The organism is Azospirillum sp. CT11-132 (assembly GCF_047302835.1).
In the GTDB taxonomy this organism is placed as follows: domain Bacteria; phylum Pseudomonadota; class Alphaproteobacteria; order Azospirillales; family Azospirillaceae; genus Azospirillum.
In genome coordinates, this window is sequence record NZ_JBGLZA010000003.1 from 2,428,559 (window position 1) to 2,448,533 (window position 19,975).

The following is a 19,975-nucleotide window of genomic DNA, read 5'->3' on the forward strand; positions in this document are numbered from 1 at the left end:
GGGAGGGGGAAGTCAGGCGACGCCGGTGGAGCCGAAGCCACCCGCGCCGCGCGCGGTCTCGTCCAGCGAGGCGACCTCGACCAGCGCCGCCTGCGGCGCCTCGGCGATCACCGCCTGGGCGATGCGATCGCCGCGGGCGATGGTGAAGGGCTCCTCGCCCAGATTGATCAGGCAGACGCCGACCGGGCCGCGGTAATCGCAATCGACGGTGCCCGGCGTGTTCAGCACCGTGACGCCGTTCTTCACCGCCAATCCGGAGCGCGGCCGGATCTGCATCTCCCACCCCGCCGGCAGCCCGACGGCGAAACCGGTCGGCACCAGCACCCGCCTGCCGGGCGCCAGCACGACGGGAGCGTCGGCCGGCACCGCGGCGCGCAGGTCGAACCCGGCGGCTCCTTCAGTGGCGTAGGAGGGCAGCGGCAGGTCGTCGTTGCCGGGCAGGCGGAGGAAGGCGACGGTGGGAGGCATGGGTAGGTCCTGTGGTGTTGACGTTCAGGCTTACGATTGCCCCCACCTAACCTCCCCCGCTGGGCGGGGGAGGGACTGCCGCCGCTTTCCCGTACAAGCGCTTGTCCCCTCCCCCGCCTAGCTCTCGCACAAAGCTTTGCTTTGTGCTGACGCGGCAGGCGGACCGTAGGTCCGCTGAGAGCGGGGGAGGGTTAGGGTGGGGGCACCGCAGAGTGGGGGCTCTAAGTAGACGCTACTTCCCCGTGAAATACTCCGCCACCGCCTCGGCCAGCCGGGTGGCGACGGCGTCCTTGGGCATGGTCGGCCAGGACTCGACGCCGTCGGCGCGGATCAGGTGGACGGTGTTGTCACTACCGCCGAAGGTGCCGGTGCCGGGGGAGACGTCGTTGGCGACGATCCAGTCGCAGCCCTTGCGGGCGCGCTTGGCGGTGGCATAGGCCAGCACGTCGCCGGTCTCCGCCGCGAAGCCGACCACCAGCGCCGGGCGGCGCTCGCCGGGCCTGGACAGGGTGGCGAGGATGTCGGGGTTTTCGGTCAGGGCCAGGGCCGGCGGAGCGCCGCCGTCCTTCTTCAGCTTGCGGTCACCGGCGCCGTCGACGCGCCAGTCCGCCACCGCGGCGGCGCAGACCGCGATGTCGGCCGGCAGCGCCGCCTCGCAGGCCGCCAGCATCTCCCGCGCCGTCTCGATGTGAGCGACGCGGCAGCCGGCGGGGTCGGGCAGGCGGGTCGGGCCGCTGACCAGCGTCACCTCGGCCCCCAGCGCCGCCAGCGCCGCGGCGATGGCGTGCCCCTGCTTGCCCGACGAGCGGTTGGCGATGTAGCGCACCGGGTCGATCGGCTCGTGCGTCGGACCGCTGGTGACGATGGCGCGGCGGCCGGCCAGCGGACGGTGGGACTCCGCGGCGAAGACGCCGGCGATGGCCTCGACGATCTCCATCGGCTCGGCCATGCGGCCGGGGCCGTATTCGTTGCAGGCCATCACCCCGTCGTTCGGGCCGATGCGCCGCACGCCACGGCTTTCCAGCAGCGCCATGTTGGCCTGGGTCGCCGCATGCTGCCACATGCGCACATTCATCGCCGGGGCGACCAGCACCGGCTTGTCGGTGGCCAGCAGCACGGTGGCGGCGAGATCGTCGGCCATGCCGGCGGCCATGCGCGCCAGCAGGTTGGCGGTGGCCGGCGCCACCACCAGCAGGTCGGCCTCGCGCGACAGGCGGATGTGGCCCATCTCCGACTCGTCGGTCAGCGACCACAGGTCGCGGTAGACGGTATCCTCGGTCAGCGCCTGTACCGACAACGGGGTGACGAAGCGGGCGCCGGCCTCGGTCAGCACCGCGCGCACCGTCACGCCGCGTTCGCGCAGGCGGCGGATCAGCTCCAGGCTCTTGTAGGCGGCGATGCCGCCGGCGATGACCAGCAGCACGCGCTTGCCGGCCAGAATGGCGTGATCGGCCATGGCGAACCCCCTCTTCCCGCCGCCCGTATTCAGACGCCCGTTTCCCGACGTCTCCTGCCCGCTGCTGATAGTTCATCGCGGCGCCCCCGGCAAGCGGCGGAGCCGCGACACACTCTTTCCGACAGCGATTTCGATGTGTTCGCGCGGCCGGCCATGCGCGTAAGGGTGGGATTTTCAGAATTATCTGTTAGACAATAGGAGCTGCCCCGTCCCACCTCTCGCGTGTCGCCACCAGCATGCCGCCCGGTGCCATTCCCGTCCTGCTGATCGAAGACACGCCGTCGCTGGCCCGTGTCTATGCGGAATACCTGAAAAAGGAATCCCACACCGTCATTTCGGTGGAGACCGGGGCCGACGCGCTGGCGCAGCTGAACGACGGCGCGCCGATGGTCGTGCTGCTGGATCTGCAGCTGCCGGACATGAACGGGATGGAGGTGCTGAAACGCATCGACGCCCAGGCGCTGCCCTGCGCCGTCATCGTCATCACCGCCCACGGTTCCGTGAAGGCGGCGGTGGAGGCGATGCGCTACGGCGCCTATGATTTCCTGGTGAAGCCCTTCTCCGCCGACCGGCTGGTGGTGACGGTCCGCAACGCGATGGAGCGGCTGCGGCTGGCCCAGCTGGTCGACACCTTCGAGAAGGACCTGAACCGCGCCCGCTATCACGGCTTCATCGGATCGTCGCTGGCGATGCAGGCGGTCTACCGCATCGTCGACAGCGCCGCCTCCTCGCGCGCGACCGTCTTCATCACCGGCGAATCCGGCACCGGCAAGGAGGTCTGCGCCGAGGCGATCCACCGCCAGAGCCAGCGCGCCTCGCGCCCCTTCATCGCCATCAACTGCGGCGCGATCCCGAAGGATCTCATGGAAAGCGAGATCTTCGGCCATGTGAAGGGCAGCTTCACCGGGGCGGTGTCGGACCGCGAGGGCGCGGCCGCGCGCGCCGACGGCGGCACCCTGTTCCTGGACGAGATCTGCGAACTGGCGCCCGACCTGCAGACCAAGCTGCTGCGCTTCATCCAGACCGGAACCTTTACCCCCGTCGGCGGGTCGAAGCTGGAGAAGGTCGACCTGCGCATCGTCTGCGCCACCAACCGCGATCCCCTGCGCGAGGTGGAGGAGGGGCGGTTCCGCGAGGATCTGTACTATCGCCTGCACGTCATCCCCATCCACCTGCCGCCGCTGCGCGAGCGCGAGGACGACGTGCTGGAGATCGCCCGCCACTATCTGGCGGAGTTCGCGAAGGAGGAGAAGAAGGGCTTCACCCGCTTCTCGCCCGAGGCGGAACAGGCGCTGCGCCATTACCACTGGCCGGGCAATGTCCGCCAGCTGCAGAACGTCGTGCGCATCGTCGCCGTGCTGCATGATGGCGACACGGTGATGCCGGAGATGCTGCCGCCGCCGCTCGGCACACCGCAGCCGGTCCCGGCCCATGCCGCCGCCGCGCCGGCCGGCGCCCTTCCGGTTCCACGCCCGCATGTCCCGCCCTCCCCGGACTCCATCAAGCCGCTGTGGGAGGTGGAGAAGGACGCCATCGAGGACGCCATCGCCGCCTGCGACGGCAACATCCCGCGCGCCGCCGCCCTGCTGCAGATCAGCGCCTCGACAATCTACCGCAAACGCCTGGCCTGGCAGGCGGAAGGGAAGCTGTAGCGTCCCTGGTCGATCGGAGACACGCCTCGGATCGATTCCGATCTCCCGCGAACCGATCTAAGCCTTTATTTCGGCAAGGGTTTCTTGCTTCACCGCGCACACATACAAGAAACGGGCTAATACTCTTCGACCAAGCCTTGCCGCCTTGGTCGTAATTCCACTCTGAAGTCGGCCGTCGTTAGACCTATGCCGTGAGATGGAATTGCCCGCAACCACAGCATGCGGCTAGCCTCCCCGCACAATGTCTTGGTTCCGCTTGCCCGGCAGGCCTCACGGCGCGGCCGATGCCGGCGATTCCGGACCCATGGTTTGCCAAAGATCCGCTTCGCAGTGACTAGGGGGAGGCCCATGACAAACGGCACCGTCAAATGGTTCAACACCACCAAGGGGTACGGCTTCATCGCGCCGGAGGCCGGTTCGAAGGACGTGTTCGTTCACATCACCGCGGTGCAGCGCTCCGGCCTGCATGCCCTGTCGGAAGGCCAGCGCGTCCAGTTCGAGGTCGCCCGCGGCACCAACGGCAAGGATTCCGCGGTGAACATCAGCGTCGTCGAGTGACCTGTCCGAACTGAGTCAGACCGGATATCCGGCGGCGCGGTAGGCCGCGATGGCGTCCCCGGCCAGTTGGGGAATCTCGCCGCGCAGCCTCTCCACCGCGTCCGCCGCCCCGTCTCCCGTGCCATCTTCCTTTGCCCCCTTCGCCTCCGCGACGGATGCCCGGCATGCCATCTCCAGCGCGCGGGCGGCGCTGCACAGGGCGCGGGCGCCGAAGGTCCCGGCGGTGCTTTTCAGCGTGTGCGCCTCGCGCGTCAGAACGGCGCGGTCGGTCTCCCCGGCGATGCGCGCCACCCGTTCCCGCGTCTCCTCCACGAACTGCCGCAGCACGTCGGCCAGCAGCTCCGCATCCAGATCCTGGGCCAGCTGGGCCAGCACCTCGCGGTCCAGCACCTCGCCCGCCGCCGCCGGCGCCGCCTGGGCGCAGGGGCCGAAGCCGGCCGACCGGTCCGGCGGCGCCCGCAGCCACTTCTCCACGGTTTCCAGCAGCAGCACCCGGTCCACCGGCTTGGCGACATGATCGTTCATGCCGGCATCCTGGCAGCGGACACGGTCGGCCTCGTCGGTGTCGGCGGTCATGGCGACCACCGGAACCCGGCCGGCCGGTCCCGGCAGGTCGCGCAGCAGCCGGGTGGCGGTCAGCCCGTCCATTTCCGGCATCGACAGATCCATCAGGATCAGGTCATAGCCGCCGGCCTGCGCCGCCATCACCGCCTCCAGCCCGTTGTTGGCGGTGTCGGTCCGGTGGCCGGCCTGGGCCAGGATGGCGGTGACCAGCATCTGGTTCAGCGGACTGTCCTCCACCACCAGAATCCGGCAAGGAACCGGCTGGACATCCGTGGGGAGAAGCGACGGCGGCGTCCGCTGCGTCATCGGAAGAAGGCTCCGCAATAAAGGAGGCGCCAGTGTAAGGGTGCGGCCTTGCCGCTGCAAAGCCCCGCTCCATGTATGCAGACTGATCCGGGCGGGTCGATTTCGTGGGGGCTCGCGGCCCGGCGCTTCAAATCGGCGCGTCCCGCCGGTATGGTGTCGCGCTTGGCCGGTGTCCGGACCCGATGCCGCCCACTTGACTCCAGCTTCCCTTCGACTTCAGGCAGTGCCGCAGACGATGACCAAACTGAACACCTACCGCTCCGGTCCCGACGAGCGCGGGCATTTCGGAATCTTTGGCGGCCGCTTCGTCGCCGAGACGCTGATGCCGCTGATCCTGGAGGTCGAGAAGGCCTATCGCGAGGCGCGGGCCGATCCCGCCTTCGAAGGCGAGATGCGCCAGCAGCTGAAGCAGTATGTCGGCCGCCCCAACCCGCTCTATTACGCCGAGCGCCTGACCGAGCAGCTGGGCGGCGCCAAGATCTACTTCAAGCGCGAGGAGCTGAACCACACCGGCGCGCACAAGATCAACAACTGCATCGGCCAGATCCTGCTGGCCCGGCGCATGGGCAAGACCCGCATCATCGCCGAGACGGGCGCCGGCCAGCATGGCGTGGCGACCGCGACGGTCTGCGCGCTCTACAACATGCCCTGCGTCATCTACATGGGCGAGACCGACATCGCCCGCCAGCAGCCCAACGTCTTCCGCATGAAGCTGCTGGGCGCCGAAGTCCGCCCGGTGACGTCGGGCAGCGGCACGCTGAAGGACGCGATGAACGAGGCGCTGCGCGACTGGGTCACCAACGTCTCCGACACCTTCTACATCATCGGCACCGCCGCCGGCCCGCATCCCTATCCCGCCATGGTCCGCGACTTCCAGTCGGTGATCGGCGACGAGGTGCGCACCCAGATGCAGGAGCAGGAAGGCCGCCTGCCCGACAGCCTGGTCGCCTGCGTCGGCGGCGGATCGAACGCCATCGGCCTGTTCCACCCCTTCCTCGACGAGCCGTCGGTGCAGATGATCGGCGTCGAGGCCGCCGGCCGCGGCATCGAGAAGGGGCCGCTCGACCATGCCGCCTCGATCAACGGCGGCCGTCCGGGCGTGCTGCACGGCAACCGCACCTACCTGTTGCAGGACGAGGACGGCCAGATTCTGGAAGGCCACTCGATTTCCGCCGGCCTCGACTATCCCGGCATCGGGCCGGAGCACAGCTGGCTGCATGACGTCGGCCGCGTCGAATACGCCTATGCCACCGACCAGGAGGCGCTGGACGCCTTCCAGCTCTGCGCCCGCACCGAGGGCATCATCCCGGCGCTGGAATCCGCCCACGGCCTTGCCGAGGTGATCAAGCGCGCACCGAAATTGCCCAAGGACCACCTGATGGTGCTGTGCCTGTCGGGCCGCGGCGACAAGGACATCTTCTCCGTCGCCAAGCATCTGGGAGTGGAACTGTGAGTGCCGACATCTTGGCCGATGGCCGCATCGCCCGCCGGTTCAAAGCGCTGAAGGCGGAGGGGCGCGCCGGTCTGGTCACCTTCATCACCGCCGGCGACCCCGATCCCGCCGTGTCGCAGGCAGTGCTGAACGGCCTCCCGGCCGCCGGCGCCGACCTGATCGAGCTGGGCATGCCCTTCACCGACCCGATGGCCGACGGCCCGGCGATCCAGGCCTCCTCGCTGCGCGCGCTGAAGGCGGGGATGACGGTGCGCAAGACGCTGGAGATGGTCCGCGGCTTCCGCAAGCAGGATGCCGACACGCCGATCATCCTGATGGGCTATTACAACCCGATCTACGCCTATGGGGTGGAGCCCTTCCTGGCCGCCGCGCGCGAGGCCGGGGTGGACGGCCTGATCGTCGTCGACCTGCCGCCGGAAGAGGATGAGGAACTGTGCATCCCGGCGCTGAAGGCCGGCGTCAGCTTCGTCCGCCTGACGACGCCGACGACGGACGAGGCGCGCATGCCCATGGTGATGCGCAACACCTCGGGCTTCGTCTATTACGTGTCGATCGCCGGCATCACCGGCACCGCCAGCGCGTCGAACACCGCCATCGACGCGGCGGTCGCCCGGCTGAAGCGCCACACCGACCTGCCGGTCGCCGTCGGCTTCGGCATCAAGACGCCGGATCAGGCGGCCGAGGTCGCCCGCGTCGCCGACGCCGCCGTGGTCGGCTCCGCCATCGTCACCCGTCTGGCCGATGGGCTGGACGCGTCCGGTGGTGTCAAGCCGGGCACGGTCGAGGATGTCCTGGGCTTCGTCGGCGAACTGGCCGCCGGGGTGCGCGCGGCGCGGGGCTGAGGGACGGACGGTTTACAACGACGGCAAACAGCTTTACGACACCTGCAACACGATCGCTCATGGCGACGAACGGCTGAAGAGCCCGGTGCGGCACGGACCAGAAGTCCAGCCGCCGCCGGGCTTCGGCGTACCGCCATGTCGTTGAAAGGCGTTCCATGAACTGGCTTACCAACTACGTCCGTCCCAAGATCCGCGCGCTCTACGCCCGCAAGGAAGTGCCCGACAACCTCTGGCACAAGTGCCCGAGCTGCGAGTCGATGCTGTTCCACCGCGAGCTGGAAGAGAACCTGCACGTCTGCCAGCATTGCGGCTTCCACATGCGGCTCGACCCGGTCAAGCGGCTGGAGTCGATGTTCGACGACGGCGCCTATGAGGGTGTCGAGCTGCCGAAGTCGGTCGCCGACCCGCTGAAGTTCCGCGATCAGAAGCGCTACACCGACCGCCTGAAGGAAGCCCAGACCAAGACCGGCCGCACCGACGCCATTGTGGTGGGCGAGGGCCGGATCGGCGGCCATGCCGCCGTGGTCGCCGCCTTCGACTTCGGCTTCATGGGCGGGTCGATGGGCATCGCCGTCGGCGAAGGGCTGCTGACCGCTGCCCGTCTGGCGGTGGCGAAGAACGCGCCGCTGATCGTCGTGCCGGCGTCGGGCGGGGCGCGCATGCAGGAAGGCATCCTGTCGCTGATGCAGATGCCGCGCACCACCATCGCGGTGGAGATGGTCAAGGAAGCCGGCCTGCCCTACATCGTCGTGCTGACCGACCCGACCACCGGCGGCGTCACCGCCAGCTTCGCCATGCTGGGCGACATCCACATCGCCGAGAAGGGCGCGCAGATCGGCTTCGCCGGCGCCCGCGTGATCGAGAGCACCATCCGCGAGACTCTGCCGGAAGGCTTCCAGCGCTCCGAATATCTGATGGAACACGGCATGGTCGACATGGTCGTCCACCGCCGCGACCTGCGCCCGACGCTGGTCCGCACCATCGGCCTGCTGATGACGCCGCGCCTCGACGCGGTGGCGGAGGACATCGATCTGTCCGCCGCCCAGGCGGCCGACGGCGAGCCGGCCCAGTTGCCCCAGTCGGCGACGCAGCCGGTCACGCAGCCGGCCACCCAGGCGACCGCGGCCCAGCCGGCGGCGACGCAGCAGGCGTCCTCCCAGCCGGCGGCTCCCGTCCAGGCCGGCGACGACTGACCGGCACCCCCCGTCCATCCGACCAGAGACGATCATGATCGATGCCGCCCTTCCACTCACCCGCCCAGCCGCGACCCGTTCCGACCCGGTGCTGGACCGACTGAAGGGGCTTCATCCCAAGGTCATCGACCTGTCTCTGGACCGGGTGCGCCGTCTGCTGGCGGCGCTGGACCATCCGGAGCGGAAGCTGCCGCCGGTGGTCCATGTCGCCGGCACCAACGGCAAGGGATCGACGATCGCCTTCCTGCGCGCGATGCTGGAGGCCGCTGGATACCGTGTCCATGTCTACACCTCGCCGCACCTCGTCCGCTTCCACGAGCGCATCCGCCTGGGCGGGCATCAGGGTGGGCGGCTGATCGACGACGACCATCTGGCCGCCCTTTTGGAGGAGTGCGAGGTTGCCAACGCCGGCAACCCGATCACCTTCTTCGAGGTGACGACGGTCGCCGCCTTCCTCGCCTTCTCCCGCGTGCCGGCCGACGTGGTCCTGCTGGAAACCGGGCTGGGCGGGCGGCTGGACGCCACGAACGTGGTGGACAAGCCGGCGGTGACGGCGGTCACCCGCATCTCCTACGACCACCGTCAGTTCCTGGGCGAGTCGCTGATGGAGATCGGCAGCGAGAAGGCCGGCATCTTCAAGCCCCACGTCCCGGTGGTGCTGGCCCCGCAGCCGGAAGCCGACGCGCTGAAGGTGCTGAAGCTGCGCGCCAACGCCATCGACGCGCCGATCCAGAGCTGGTCGGTGGAGGAGCGTCCGGACGGCTTCCGCTTCGAGAGCGCGAAGCGCAAGCTCGACCTGCCGATGCCGGGGCTGGCCGGCGTCCACCAGATCACCAATGCCGGCGTCGCCATCGCCTGTCTCGACCATTTGCCGCTGGCGGTGGACGACGACGCGGTGCGCCGCGGCCTCGCCACCGTCGAATGGCCGGGACGTCTGCAGCGCCTGACCCGCGGCCCGCTGGCCGAGAGCCTGCCGCCGGGCTGGGAACTGTGGCTGGACGGCGGCCACAACGATTCGGCCGGCGAGGTCCTGGCCCGTCAGGCGGTCGACTGGTCGCGCGGCCAACCCAATGACGGCCGGCCCAATGAGGGATCGGGCGGCAGCCCCGCCCTGCCGCTTCTGCTGATTTACGGCATGCTGTCCAGCAAGGACCCGTTCGAGTTCCTGGGCCCGCTGGCTCCCTTCACCCATGCCCTGCGCGCGGTGGCGATCCCGGGCGAGGAGGCCAGCTTTACCGCCGAGGAGTCCTGCGAGACCGCCAAGCTCTGCGGCATCCGCGACCACGGCGCCGCCGACAGCGTGAACGCCGCCCTGGCCGATCTGGTTGCCGGCCGCAATGGCCCGGCGCGCGTGCTGATCTGCGGCTCGCTCTACCTCGCGGGATCGGTGCTGGCGGAGAACGGCTGAGGATGTAACCGGGGCGACCGAACTCACCGGCGGGCCATCCGGTCCGCCGGCGCGACCTGCTGCCGGCCTGACGCGCGAACACAAAAAAGCGGGCCAGATGCCGTTCCCGGTAACGCCCGCTGACGATCCATCAACTTGTCTCACCCTTCCGGAGAAGGGGAAAATGGTGGAGCCGAGGAGGATCGAACTCCCGACCTACGCATTGCGAACGCGTCGCTCTCCCAGCTGAGCTACGGCCCCACACTCACACCGTGGCGTCTTCGTCGCCCCGGCGTGGCGCGGATATTGTCCATGACGGGGGGTGCTGTCAAGCGCTTGATTCAGAAAAAATGAAGTGGGTGTGGGATGGCGCAGGAAGGGGCATAGGACGGCCGATCCGCCGCAGGCCGCTCGGGCGATCGGCGGGCCGCCGTACTGGACAGGCCTCCGCGCTTATGCTTAGGGTGCCCGGAAAAGGCTGGCGCCCGTCGCGCAGTGCGCTGCGCGCGGCCGTCGCAAAAACCGCACTGGAGCTGGCCCGGCATGATCGCGCTGTATTTGCTCATCAACACCATCCTGGACCTGTTCTTCTGGGTCCTGATCCTGTCGGCGATCCTCAGCTGGCTGGTGGCCTTCAACGTGGTGAACACGCGCAACCGCGCGGTCTATCTGATCGGGGATTTCCTGTACCGCATCACCGAGCCGGTGCTGCGCCCGATCCGCCGCGTCCTGCCCAACATGGGCGGGCTGGACCTGTCGCCGATCGTCGTGCTGCTGGCGATCTCCTTCATCCAGAACCTGCTGGCGCAATACTGGCCGCGCTTCTGACCGTGGCGGCATCCTCCCCCATCGAGGCGGTGGCCGACGGCCTGCGCGTCGCGCTTCGGGTGACACCCAAGGCGTCGCGCAATGCGGTGACCGGTACGGCCGACAAGGCTGGTGGGGGGAAGGTTCTGAAACTGGCGGTCACGACGGTGCCGGAAAACGGCAAAGCCAACGAGGCCGTCATAAAACTGTTGTCGAAGGCATGGAAACTGCCCAAGACCAGCCTGACGGTGGTGGCCGGCGCCACCGACCGGAACAAGATTCTGCATGTGGCGGGCGACCCGGCGGCATTGCTGGCGCGGCTGTCGCCCCTGATCGACGATGTGGGTAGCGAGGGTGGAGAGTAGCATGGCGGACGCGAAGATCATCGACGGCAAGGCCTTTGCGGCCGGCCTGCGTGCGCGGGTGGCGGACGGCGTGGCGGCGCTGAAGGCCAGCCATGGCGTCACCCCCGGTCTGGCCGTCGTGCTGGTGGGCGAGGATCCGGCCAGCCAGGTCTATGTCCGCTCCAAGGAGCGGGCGCTGGTCGAACTCGGCATGAACAGCTTCGACCATCACGAGCCGGCCGACATGGCGGAAGCCAACCTGCTGGCGCTGATCGACCGGCTGAACGCCGATCCGGCGGTGCACGGCATCCTCGTCCAACTGCCGCTGCCCAAGCACATCGACACTCAGAAGGTGCTGGCCCGCATCGTTCCGGAAAAGGACGCCGACGGCTTCCACGTCGTCAATGCCGGCCTGCTCGCCACCGGTCAGCCGGGCGCCATCGTGCCCTGCACCCCGCTGGGCAGCCTGCTGCTGATCCGCGACACGCTGGGCCGCGACCTGAAGGGCAAGCGGGCGCTGGTGCTCGGCCGCTCCAACATCGTCGGCAAGCCGATGGCCCAGCTTCTGCTGCAGGCCGACTGCACGGTGACGATGGCCCATTCCCGCACCGTGGATCTGCCGGCGGAATGCCGCCGCGCCGACATCCTGGTCGCGGCGGTCGGCCGGCCGGAGATGGTGCGCGGCGATTGGATCAAGCCCGGCGCCACGGTGATCGACGTCGGTATCAATCGCGTCGCGGCGGCGGAGCCGGGCAAGACCCGTCTGGTCGGCGACGTCGCCTTCGACGAGGCGGTGAAGGTCGCCGGCGCCATCACGCCCGTCCCCGGCGGCGTCGGCCCGATGACCATCGCCTGCCTGATGCTGAACACGCTGGCCGCCGCCTGCCGCGCCGCCGGCGCACCGGTGCCGGCAGAGGCTCTGATCGGGGCTGCCCTTTGATCACCGTCCATGCCCGTGCCGAAGACGGGCGGGTGGTGCGCCAGCCGCTGGAACTCGGCGAGGACTTGCCGGTCGGCGCGGTCTGGATCGATCTTCTGCGCCCGACGGAAGCGGAGCGAGCCCATGTCGGCACGCTGATCGGCTGCGACCTGCCGACGCGCGAGGAGATGAAGGAGATCGAGGCCTCCAGCCAGCTCTATGTCGAGGGGGAGGGGATCTACATGACCTCTCCCATCATCTCGCGCGCCACCTCGCCCCATCCGGAGCAGGGCGAGCTGACCTTCGTGCTGACCCCGCGCCAACTCATCACCCTGCGCTACACCGAACCGCTGCCGGTCATCACCTTCGCCGCCCGCTGTGTCCGCCAGCCGGAACTGCTGGCGACGGGGGAAAGCGCGCTGTTCGGTCTGCTGGACGCGGTGATCGACCGGGTGGCCGACGTGCTGGAACTGGTCGGCGGCCGCATCGACGAGCTGTCGGCCCGTGTCTTCGACGATTCGCTGGATGGCGGCGGCTTCGGCAGGGCGGCCAAGAAGCCGGACGAGTTGCAGGACGTGCTGCGCGGCATCGGCCGGGCCGGCGACCTCACCCACAAGGTGCGCGACAGCCTCGCCGGGCTCGACCGGCTGGTGGTGTTCATGACCTCGGTCAGCGGCGGCCGGCTGAACAAGGAACAGAAGACCGCGCTGAAGACGATGACGCGCGACTTGCGCTCCCTGACCGAACATGCCGGCTTCCTGGCGCATGAGGCGAATTTCCTGCTCGACGCCACGCTGGGCCTGATCAACATCGAACAGAACGCCATCATCAAGATCTTCTCGGTTGTCTCGGTGGCGCTGATGCCGCCGACGCTGATCGCCTCGGCCTATGGCATGAATTTCAAGCACATGCCGGAACTGGACTGGGACTTCGGTTATCCCATGGCCATCCTGCTGATGGTGCTGTCGGCGGTGGTCCCGCTCTGGTACTTCCGCCGGCGCGGCTGGCTGTAAGGGACGGGTAGGCCGCCGCCGCGACGGCGTGCCGCAGCCCCTAAAATACCTGATTTTGCGAGCGAAAGCGCTTCCGCAATACCTATGCGTGCGCCACAGTGGCGGCGCGGACGGGATGGCGGACTGGCCGCCATCCCCGCCGCTTACGAGGAGTGAAGAGGATGATCCATATCCTCAAGCTCCTGATCCTCGTGCTGGAGATCGTCAAGCGGTTGCTTGACCTCTTCCGGTAAGGATCGGGCCGGCGGGCAGGGGATTGCAGCCTCTGCCCGCCAAGCCTGATATTGCCTCATCCCGATCCATAGTCAACCGCCGGTATAAGAACCCTCAGGCAGCCAGCCCGCCACCCAGCTCGATCCGCACCTCCACCACGCCGGGCTCGTCCAGGTTCTCCTTGCGGACAAAACCCAGGGCGCGGCACATGTTCAGCATGTTGGTGTTTTCGCGCAGAACCTCGCCATAGACCTCCCGGATGCCGCGCGAGCGGGCATAATCCAGGATCTTGTTCATCAGGATATAGCCCAGCCCCTGGCCCTTCATGTCGGACCGCACCATCACCGCATATTCGGCGCGGCGGTTGTCGGGGTCGGCGGTGATGCGCACCACGCCATACATGATGGTCTCGCCGGTCTGCGGGTCGGGGCCGACGGCGATCAGCCCCATCTCGCGGTCATAGTCGATCTGGGTCAGCCGGGCCGCCGCCTGGTGCGACAGCCGTTTCAGCGGCGCGAAGAAGCGCAGGCGCAGGTCTTCGGCCGTCTGGTTCTCCACCAGATGATGCACCAGCGGCTCATCCTCTGGCAGGATCGGGCGGACGAAGAACTGGCGGCCGTCCTTGATGGTGATGCGGTCTTCCAGCGACTTCGGGTATGGCCGGATCGCCAGCCGCGCCGCCCCCGCCAACACGGGCACGCCGACCTTGATGCGGGCGTCCAGCGCCAGCACGCCGTCGGCGTCGGCCAGCAGCGGGTTGATGTCCATCTCCGCGATCTCGGGGAAATCGACCACCAGCTGGCTGACCTTGTTCAGCGTCAGCGCCACCGCGTCCAGATCGACCGCCGCGCGCGAGCGATAGCCCTGCAACTGGCGGTGGATGCGGGTGCGGCTCATCTGCTCGGCCGCCAGCTTCATGTTCAGCGGCGGCAGGGCCAGCGCGTAATCCTCCACCACCTCCACGCCGATGCCGCCCTCGCCGAACAGCAGGACCGGGCCGAACATCTCGTTCTCGGTCATGCCGACGATCAGCTCATAGGCGTCGGGGCGGACGGCCATCTCCTGCACGGTGAAGCCTTCGATCCGCGCCTCGGGCGCCAGCTCGGCGACGCGGCCCAGCATCGCCTCGGCCTCGGCCTTGACGTCCTCCGGGCTGGTCAGCCCCAGCGCGACGCCGCCGACGTCGGACTTGTGGGTGATGTCGTGCGACAGGATCTTCAGCGCGATCGGCCCGCCGATGACGCGGGCGGCGTTGGCCGCCTCCTCCGGCGTCTCGGCGACGCGGGTGTCGACCACCGGGATGCCGTAGGCCGCCAGCACGCGCTTGGCCTCGAACTCGCTCAGCCACTCGCGCTTCTCGGCCATGACGCGGGAGACCACCTTCTTCACGGTGATCTCGTCTGGCTGGAAATCCTCCGCAACCGACGGCGGGGTCTCCATCAGAAGCTGCTGGCTGCGGCGGTAGCGCACCAGATGCATGAAGGCGCGCACCGCGTCGGACGGGCCGTTGTAGGTCGGGATGCGGGCATCGGCGAACAGCTTGCGCGCCTCCATCGCCGACTGGTCGCCGATCCAGCTGGTCAGCACCGGGTGGCGGCGCCCCTTGTTGGCCTGTACCGTCTCCGCCACCGCCTGGGCGATGGCCTCGCTATCGGTCAGGGCGGACGGGCAGTGCAGGACCAGAACCGCGTCGTTGCCGGTGTCCTGCATCAGCGCGTTCAGCGCCTCGGCATAGCGTTTGGGCGTGGCGTCGGCACCGATGCGCAGCGGATTGCGGAAGGGCGCGCCGGCCGGCTGCGGACCCAGTGCCTTGGCCAGCGCCTCCTGCGTCTCCGGAGCCAGCGCGGCGAGCTGGCCGCCGGCCTGGATCAGCTTGTCGGTGGCCATCACGCCCATGCCGCCGCCGTTGGTCAGGATCGCCAGCCGGTCGCCGGTGATCGGCACCCCGGTGCCCAGCGTGCCGGCGGCGTCGAACAGCTCGGCCAGATCGTTCACCCGCAGCACGCCGGCCCGGCGGAACACCGCGTCATAGACGGCGTCCGACACCGCCAGCGCCCCGGTGTGCGACGCCGCGGCCTCCTGCGCCTCGTCGGAGCGGCCGGCCTTGATGACGATCACCGGCTTCTGGCGCGAGGCGGAGCGGGCGGCCGACATGAATTTGCGGGCGTGGGTGATGCTCTCGATATAGAGCAGGATGGCGCGCACCGTGACGTCGGAGGCCAGATAGTCCAGCAGATCGCCGAAATCCACGTCGCCGCGGTCGCCCAGCGACACCAGATGCGAGAAGCCGATGCCGCGCGACGTCGCCCAGTCGGCGACCGAGGTCAGCACCATGGAACTCTGCGCCACCAGCGCCACGTCGCCCTTGCGCGGCGCCACCGGCGCGAAGCTGGCGTTCATGCCGCGGCCCGGTACCATGGCGCCCAGGCTGTTCGGTCCCAGCACCCGCATCAGATAGGGCTTCGCCGTTTCCAGCATCGCCTGCGTCTGTTCGGCCGACATGCCGTTGGTCATGACGATGGCGGCCTTGGTCCCGCGCTTGCCCAGCGCGTCGATGGTCGCCGCCACCGTGTCGGGGGCGGTGCAGATGACGCCCAGGTCCGGCGTGATCGGCAGGCTGTCCACCGTTTTGTAGGTCAGCACCCCTTCCACCGCGCGCTCGGTCGCGTTGACCGGCATCACCGGGCCGTCGAATCCGGCCTGGAACAGGTTGCGGGCCACCACGGCCCCCACCGTTCCGGGCTTGCGGCTGGCGCCGATCAGGGCGATCGAGGCGGGCTTGAACAGCTTGTCGAGGTTGCGAACGGTCATGACCGGATCCGGTGCTGGGAAAAGGCGCCGGCCCCAGTCTGCCACGGGATGCCGACGATTTTGATGACGAACAGCGCAAGCTCGGACTTTCATCCCCGCCATTTGCTGCGGCGCAACATTACGGGCTGGTATGACCATTGGGCAAGGGGGCGTTTCGTCGCGCCCGTTGAAAACGAGCAGAGGGACGAAAACAAGGGGGAGTTGGCGCCTTGCGCCTTGCGGTGGGGCACCGACCGCCGCCAAGCTGTCCGCCGGACCAGTCGTCAACCTGCGCAAAGGAGCCTGTTCATGAAGGTCGGAATCGTCGGGGCCGGGTTCGTCGGCAGCACCGCCGCCTTCGCCATGGTGACCACCGGTGCGGCGAGCGAGGTCGTGCTGGTCGACATGAACGAGGCGCTGGCCCAGGCCCAGGCGCAGGACATCGCCCATGCCGTACCCTTCACCCATGCCGTCACCGTCCGCGCCGGCTCCTATGCCGCGCTGGAGGGGGCGGGGGTGGTCGTGCTGTCGGCCGGCGTCGCCCAGAAGCCGGGCGAAACCCGGCTGGAACTGCTGGAACGCAACGCCAAGGTATTCGGCGCCATCATTCCGGAGGTGCTGAAGGCGGCACCCGACGCCGTGCTGCTGGTCGCCAGCAACCCGGTCGACGTGATGACGCAGATCGCCACGCGGATCAGCGGCCTGCCGCGCAACCGGGTCATCGGCTCCGGTACCGTGCTGGACACCGCGCGCTTCCGCGCCCTGCTGGCCGAACAGCTGGCGGTGACGCCGCGCTCCGTCCACGCCCATGTGGTGGGCGAGCATGGCGACTCGGAGGTTCTGCTGTGGTCAAGCGCCACCGTCGCCGGCTTGTCCGTCGAGCAGGCGGCCGCCCAGCTCCGCCGCAGCCTGACGGCGGAGGACCGTGCCGCCATCGACGAGGGGGTGCGCCGCGCCGCCTACCGCATCATCAACGGCAAGGGCCACACCGCTTTCGGCATCGGCGGCGGGCTGGCCCGGCTGGTGTCGGCCATCGGTGCCGACGAACGGCTGGTGGCGACCTGCGCCATGCTGACCGACGATGTCTGCGGGGTGCCGCAGGTGGTGTTGTCACTACCGCGGGTCATCGGCGCCGGCGGCGTGGTGGACACCGTCCTGCCCAACCTGTCGGCGGAGGAGGAAACGGCCTTGCGCCGCAGCGCCGAAATCCTGAAGGAGGCCGCCGACGGCGTCGAGCGCCGGATGGGCTGGACCAGTTGACGCTACGTCGTGTGATCCGCTGACACGTGATCCCTCAGCCCCGCCGCCAACCCGTCGAAGACGGCGCGGCAGCGCGGGGTGGAGCGCAGATCCTCGTGCATGGCGACCCACATGCCCATCGGCATGTCGAAGGCGTCCGCCAGCACCCGCCGCAGGTCGGGGTTCCGGCGTGCCAGCGGGACCTGGCAGATGCCGATGCCGAACCCGGCCTCGACGGCTGACAGCTGAGCCAGATGGCTGTCGGACCGAAGAGCGAAGCGGGGCAGAGCGATGGCCGGCATCCGCCGCATCATGGCGCGGATGTCGGGCGTCTCGCGGTCGAAGCCGATCAGGCTGTGGTGGCCGAGATCCTCCAACTGCCGTGGAATGCTGTGGCGGTCGAGGTAGTCGCGGTGGGCGTACATGCCGAGCGCGATGCTGCCGATCCGCCGCACCAGCAGCGCCTGCTGGTCCGGCTCCACCATGCGGACGGCAACATCGGCATCACGCCGCAACAGGTCATCGACCGAGTTGGACAGCACCAGTTCAACCTCCAGCGCCGGATGGCGGGTCCGCAGGCCGGCAAGGATCGCCGGCAGGATGCGGGCGCCCACCACCTCGCTGGCCGTGACCCGCACGGTGCCGCGCACATCGGCTCCCAGCCCGGCCCCAAAACCCGACGCCGTGCGCCACAGGCTGGCCGCCGCCCTGTCCAGCGCCTCCGCCTGCGGCTTCAGGGACAGGGCCGCGTCGGTCGGGTCTAAACCGCGCGGCGAGCGCACGAACAGGGAGCCGCCGACCGCCTCCTCCAGCGCCGCGATGTGGCGGGCCAGCGTCGGTTGTGTCAACCCCAGGGCGCGCGCCGCCGCCGACAGCGATCCTTCACGGATCACGGCCAGGAAACTGCGGTAGAGGTCCCAACTGGGTGGCGGCGGGTTCATCGATTTCAGTATAGCCGATAGCCGCAGTTCGACAATTCCGTTCATCCTTCTCCCGGCCCATTCTCCTCCCATCACGGACCGCAAGAGCGATGGAGGCAGCGATGGTACGGCAGGCGACCGGCACGGACAGGACCGCCCTGGTTCTGGGGGCGACCGGCGGCATCGGCGGCGAAATGGCGCGGGCGCTGGCGGCGCGCGGCTGGACGGTGCGCGGCCTGCGTCGCAAGCCGGCGGTGTCGCCGCGGTCGGAGGGTATCGACTGGATCGTCGGCGATGCGATGAACGCCGCCAATGTGCTGGCTGCGGCCGAGGGGGCGGCGCTGATCGTCCATGCGGTGAACCCGCCCGGCTACCGGGATTGGGACCGGTTGGTTCTACCCATGCTGGACAACAGCATTGCCGCGGCCTGTGCCAACCGCGCCCGCGTCCTGCTGCCCGGCACCGTCTACAACTATGGCCCCGACGTCTTCCCGCTGATCCCGGAAACGGCGGCGCAGAACCCGCTCACCCGCAAAGGCGCCATCCGGGTGGAGATGGAACGCCGCCTGCACCGCGCGGTGGGGCAGGGGGCGAAGCTGCTGATTCTGCGCTGCGGCGACTTCTTCGGCCCGCGTCCCGGCGGCAGTTGGTTCAGCCAGGGCCTGCTGACCCCCGGCAAGCCGCCGACCCGGATCACCCAGCCCGGCCGGCCGGGGATCGGCCATCAATGGGCCTATCTGCCCGACGTGGCGGAAACGGCGATGCGTCTGCTCGACCGCGAGGCGGACTTGGGTGATGACGCGATGTTCCATATGGATGGCCATTGGGACGCCGACGGCGATCAAATGGCCGCTGCCATCGCCCGCGCTCTTGGCGAACCCGACGTGCCGGTGCGGCGAATACCCTGGTGGCTGCTGCGGCTGGGCGGTCTGGCGGTGCCGCTGCTCCGCGAGATCAGCGAGATGCGCTATCTGTGGCAACAGCCGGTGCGGCTCGACAACCGCCGCCTGCGGGCCTTCCTGGGCGAGGAGCCGCACACGCCGCTGGACCTTGCGGTGCGCCGGACGCTTGTTGGATTGGGGCATCTCCCCGCGCAGCCGGCGGATATGCCGGAGGCGGGGAGATGCATGCCCGACCGTGTGGCCCTAAGCCGACATGGCTGAGGCCGCACGGTTCAAACCACTACCCTCAGACCACCGGACCCGGGGTGCCCTTGTTGGCTTCCAGGGCGCGGGCCAGGCCTTCCTCGATCTTCTTGGCGGCCTCTTCGGCGTTGCCCCAGCCGCGGACCTTCACCCACTTGTTCTTCTCGAGATCCTTGTAGTGCTCGAAGAAGTGGGCGATCTGCTCGGTCACGATGGCCGGCAGGTCGGTGTAGTTCTTCACGTCGGTGTAGAACGGGTGCAGCTTGTCGACCGGAACGGCCAGCAGCTTCTCGTCCTCGCCGGCCTCGTCCTCCATGTACAGGACGCCGATCGGACGCGAGCGCAGGACCGCACCCGGGACGACGCCGTGCTGGCCGACGACGCAGACGTCCACCGGATCGCCGTCACCCGACAGGGTGTGCGGGATGAAGCCGTAGTTGCAGGGATAGAACATCGCGGTGTGCAGGAAACGGTCGACGAACACCGCGCCCGAGTCCTTGTCGACCTCGTACTTCACCGGCTGGCCGCCGATCGGAATCTCGATGACGACGTTCACGTCCCAGGGCACGTTCTTGCCCGCAGCGAGCTTGCTCAGATCCATGTATCGCGTTCCTTCGACTGGCGTATTCAGGGCACGTTCTTGTTTTGGCGCCGATGCCCGGTCCGGCGCCACGCGGGGCGGGAGTTTAGGCGGAACGCACCCTGA

At 68.9% G+C, this 19,975-nt stretch carries 18 protein-coding genes and 1 tRNA gene; 12 read left to right on the top strand and 7 right to left on the bottom strand.

Annotation, left to right across the window (positions count from 1 at the left end):
• Positions 1-12: 12 nt before the first annotated feature.
• Together dut and coaBC are read right to left on the bottom strand one after the other, a co-directional pair.
• Positions 13-468 carry a dUTP diphosphatase gene (gene dut / locus ACCD06_RS17465; protein ID WP_109073254.1) on the bottom strand — a complete coding sequence of 152 codons (456 nt, stop codon included), beginning with the start codon at positions 466-468 and terminating at the stop codon, positions 13-15.
• A gap of 232 nt (positions 469-700) precedes the next feature.
• The gene (coaBC, locus tag ACCD06_RS17470; protein ID WP_413342093.1) at positions 701-1,924 is read right to left on the bottom strand and encodes a bifunctional phosphopantothenoylcysteine decarboxylase/phosphopantothenate--cysteine ligase CoaBC; all 1,224 of its coding nucleotides are present in this window, start codon (positions 1,922-1,924) and stop codon (positions 701-703) included.
• A gap of 236 nt (positions 1,925-2,160) precedes the next feature.
• Between coaBC and ACCD06_RS17475 the strand changes: the two genes are divergently transcribed.
• Together ACCD06_RS17475 and ACCD06_RS17480 are read left to right on the top strand one after the other, a co-directional pair.
• Positions 2,161-3,576, top strand: coding sequence for a sigma-54-dependent transcriptional regulator (locus tag ACCD06_RS17475; RefSeq protein WP_109073252.1), 1,416 nt, complete (start codon positions 2,161-2,163; stop codon positions 3,574-3,576).
• Positions 3,577-3,924: 348 nt separating this feature from the next.
• On the top strand, positions 3,925-4,134 hold the full coding sequence (locus ACCD06_RS17480) for a cold-shock protein (protein WP_014249082.1): 210 nt from the start codon (positions 3,925-3,927) through the stop codon (positions 4,132-4,134).
• A 15-nt stretch (positions 4,135-4,149) separates the two neighbouring features.
• On the opposite strand, the gene ACCD06_RS17485 is transcribed toward ACCD06_RS17480, so the two are convergent.
• Positions 4,150-5,004 (bottom strand): response regulator, encoded by an 855-nt coding sequence (locus ACCD06_RS17485; RefSeq protein WP_413342095.1) that lies wholly within the window; start codon positions 5,002-5,004, stop codon positions 4,150-4,152.
• Between the two features lie 235 nt (positions 5,005-5,239).
• On the opposite strand from ACCD06_RS17485, the gene trpB reads away from it, so the two are divergent.
• The 4 genes from trpB to ACCD06_RS17505 all read left to right on the top strand — a co-directional run bounded on the left by trpB (position 5,240) and on the right by ACCD06_RS17505 (position 9,900).
• Positions 5,240-6,457, top strand: coding sequence for a tryptophan synthase subunit beta (gene trpB, locus ACCD06_RS17490; RefSeq protein ID WP_413342097.1), 1,218 nt, complete (start codon positions 5,240-5,242; stop codon positions 6,455-6,457).
• A complete protein-coding gene (gene trpA / locus ACCD06_RS17495) occupies positions 6,454-7,299 on the top strand; it encodes a tryptophan synthase subunit alpha (RefSeq protein ID WP_413342099.1) in 846 nt (281 codons plus the stop codon). Before trpB ends, trpA begins: the two co-directional genes overlap by 4 nt.
• Positions 7,300-7,454: 155 nt before the next feature.
• Positions 7,455-8,492 carry an acetyl-CoA carboxylase, carboxyltransferase subunit beta gene (gene accD / locus ACCD06_RS17500; protein ID WP_109073248.1) on the top strand — a complete coding sequence of 346 codons (1,038 nt, stop codon included), beginning with the start codon at positions 7,455-7,457 and terminating at the stop codon, positions 8,490-8,492.
• Positions 8,493-8,526: 34 nt separating this feature from the next.
• Positions 8,527-9,900 carry a bifunctional folylpolyglutamate synthase/dihydrofolate synthase gene (locus ACCD06_RS17505; protein ID WP_413342101.1) on the top strand — a complete coding sequence of 458 codons (1,374 nt, stop codon included), beginning with the start codon at positions 8,527-8,529 and terminating at the stop codon, positions 9,898-9,900.
• Positions 9,901-10,064: 164 nt separating this feature from the next.
• Here the strand turns inward: ACCD06_RS17505 and ACCD06_RS17510 are convergent.
• Positions 10,065-10,140 (bottom strand) — tRNA-Ala (locus tag ACCD06_RS17510).
• Between the two features lie 282 nt (positions 10,141-10,422).
• Here ACCD06_RS17510 and ACCD06_RS17515 point away from each other — a divergent pair.
• Genes ACCD06_RS17515 through ACCD06_RS17530 form a run of 4 tightly spaced genes read left to right on the top strand, consistent with a single transcriptional unit; the run spans position 10,423 to position 12,962 of the window.
• On the top strand, positions 10,423-10,707 hold the full coding sequence (locus tag ACCD06_RS17515) for a YggT family protein (RefSeq protein WP_109073245.1): 285 nt from the start codon (positions 10,423-10,425) through the stop codon (positions 10,705-10,707).
• A gap of 29 nt (positions 10,708-10,736) precedes the next feature.
• Positions 10,737-11,051: a DUF167 domain-containing protein gene (locus ACCD06_RS17520; protein WP_413342103.1), complete on the top strand. Its 315-nt coding sequence runs from the start codon at positions 10,737-10,739 to the stop codon at positions 11,049-11,051.
• 1 nt (position 11,052) lies between these two features.
• Entirely contained in the window at positions 11,053-11,970 is a 918-nt protein-coding gene (gene folD / locus ACCD06_RS17525) for a bifunctional methylenetetrahydrofolate dehydrogenase/methenyltetrahydrofolate cyclohydrolase FolD (RefSeq protein ID WP_413342105.1), read from the top strand.
• Positions 11,967-12,962, top strand: a complete 996-nt coding sequence (locus tag ACCD06_RS17530; protein ID WP_413342107.1) for a magnesium transporter CorA family protein — start codon at positions 11,967-11,969, stop codon at positions 12,960-12,962. The genes folD and ACCD06_RS17530 overlap by 4 nt, the downstream gene beginning before the upstream one ends.
• A gap of 327 nt (positions 12,963-13,289) precedes the next feature.
• Here ACCD06_RS17530 and ACCD06_RS17535 read toward each other — a convergent pair whose 3' ends face one another.
• Positions 13,290-15,986 carry a bifunctional acetate--CoA ligase family protein/GNAT family N-acetyltransferase gene (locus ACCD06_RS17535; protein WP_109076052.1) on the bottom strand — a complete coding sequence of 899 codons (2,697 nt, stop codon included), beginning with the start codon at positions 15,984-15,986 and terminating at the stop codon, positions 13,290-13,292.
• Positions 15,987-16,274: 288 nt separating this feature from the next.
• On the opposite strand from ACCD06_RS17535, the gene ACCD06_RS17540 reads away from it, so the two are divergent.
• Positions 16,275-17,225 (top strand): L-lactate dehydrogenase, encoded by a 951-nt coding sequence (locus ACCD06_RS17540; protein ID WP_413342109.1) that lies wholly within the window; start codon positions 16,275-16,277, stop codon positions 17,223-17,225.
• Positions 17,226-17,227: 2 nt separating this feature from the next.
• Here ACCD06_RS17540 and ACCD06_RS17545 read toward each other — a convergent pair whose 3' ends face one another.
• Complete coding sequence (locus tag ACCD06_RS17545) at positions 17,228-18,190, bottom strand: LysR family transcriptional regulator (RefSeq protein WP_413342111.1); 963 nt, start codon at positions 18,188-18,190, stop codon at positions 17,228-17,230.
• Positions 18,191-18,246: 56 nt separating this feature from the next.
• Between ACCD06_RS17545 and ACCD06_RS17550 the strand changes: the two genes are divergently transcribed.
• Positions 18,247-19,287 carry an NAD(P)H-binding protein gene (locus tag ACCD06_RS17550; protein WP_413342114.1) on the top strand — a complete coding sequence of 347 codons (1,041 nt, stop codon included), beginning with the start codon at positions 18,247-18,249 and terminating at the stop codon, positions 19,285-19,287.
• Between the two features lie 25 nt (positions 19,288-19,312).
• On the opposite strand, the gene ppa is transcribed toward ACCD06_RS17550, so the two are convergent.
• Complete coding sequence (gene ppa, locus ACCD06_RS17555; RefSeq protein ID WP_109076049.1) at positions 19,313-19,870, bottom strand: inorganic diphosphatase; 558 nt, start codon at positions 19,868-19,870, stop codon at positions 19,313-19,315.
• Positions 19,871-19,975: the final 105 nt, after the last annotated feature.

Bases quoted from the DNA above. Each gene is read 5' to 3' on its own strand.
- dut (WP_109073254.1), bottom strand. From the start codon at position 468: ATGCCTCCCACCGTCGCCTTCCTCCGCCTGCCCGGCAACGACGACCTG.
- coaBC (WP_413342093.1), bottom strand. From the start codon at position 1,924: ATGGCCGATCACGCCATTCTGGCCGGCAAGCGCGTGCTGCTGGTCATC.
- ACCD06_RS17475 (WP_109073252.1), top strand. From the start codon at position 2,161: ATGCCGCCCGGTGCCATTCCCGTCCTGCTGATCGAAGACACGCCGTCG.
- ACCD06_RS17480 (WP_014249082.1), top strand. From the start codon at position 3,925: ATGACAAACGGCACCGTCAAATGGTTCAACACCACCAAGGGGTACGGC.
- ACCD06_RS17485 (WP_413342095.1), bottom strand. From the start codon at position 5,004: ATGACGCAGCGGACGCCGCCGTCGCTTCTCCCCACGGATGTCCAGCCG.
- trpB (WP_413342097.1), top strand. From the start codon at position 5,240: ATGACCAAACTGAACACCTACCGCTCCGGTCCCGACGAGCGCGGGCAT.
- accD (WP_109073248.1), top strand. From the start codon at position 7,455: ATGAACTGGCTTACCAACTACGTCCGTCCCAAGATCCGCGCGCTCTAC.
- ACCD06_RS17505 (WP_413342101.1), top strand. From the start codon at position 8,527: ATGATCGATGCCGCCCTTCCACTCACCCGCCCAGCCGCGACCCGTTCC.
- ACCD06_RS17515 (WP_109073245.1), top strand. From the start codon at position 10,423: ATGATCGCGCTGTATTTGCTCATCAACACCATCCTGGACCTGTTCTTC.
- folD (WP_413342105.1), top strand. From the start codon at position 11,053: ATGGCGGACGCGAAGATCATCGACGGCAAGGCCTTTGCGGCCGGCCTG.
- ACCD06_RS17535 (WP_109076052.1), bottom strand. From the start codon at position 15,986: ATGACCGTTCGCAACCTCGACAAGCTGTTCAAGCCCGCCTCGATCGCC.
- ACCD06_RS17540 (WP_413342109.1), top strand. From the start codon at position 16,275: ATGAAGGTCGGAATCGTCGGGGCCGGGTTCGTCGGCAGCACCGCCGCC.
- ACCD06_RS17545 (WP_413342111.1), bottom strand. From the start codon at position 18,190: ATGAACGGAATTGTCGAACTGCGGCTATCGGCTATACTGAAATCGATG.
- ACCD06_RS17550 (WP_413342114.1), top strand. From the start codon at position 18,247: ATGGTACGGCAGGCGACCGGCACGGACAGGACCGCCCTGGTTCTGGGG.
- ppa (WP_109076049.1), bottom strand. From the start codon at position 19,870: ATGGATCTGAGCAAGCTCGCTGCGGGCAAGAACGTGCCCTGGGACGTG.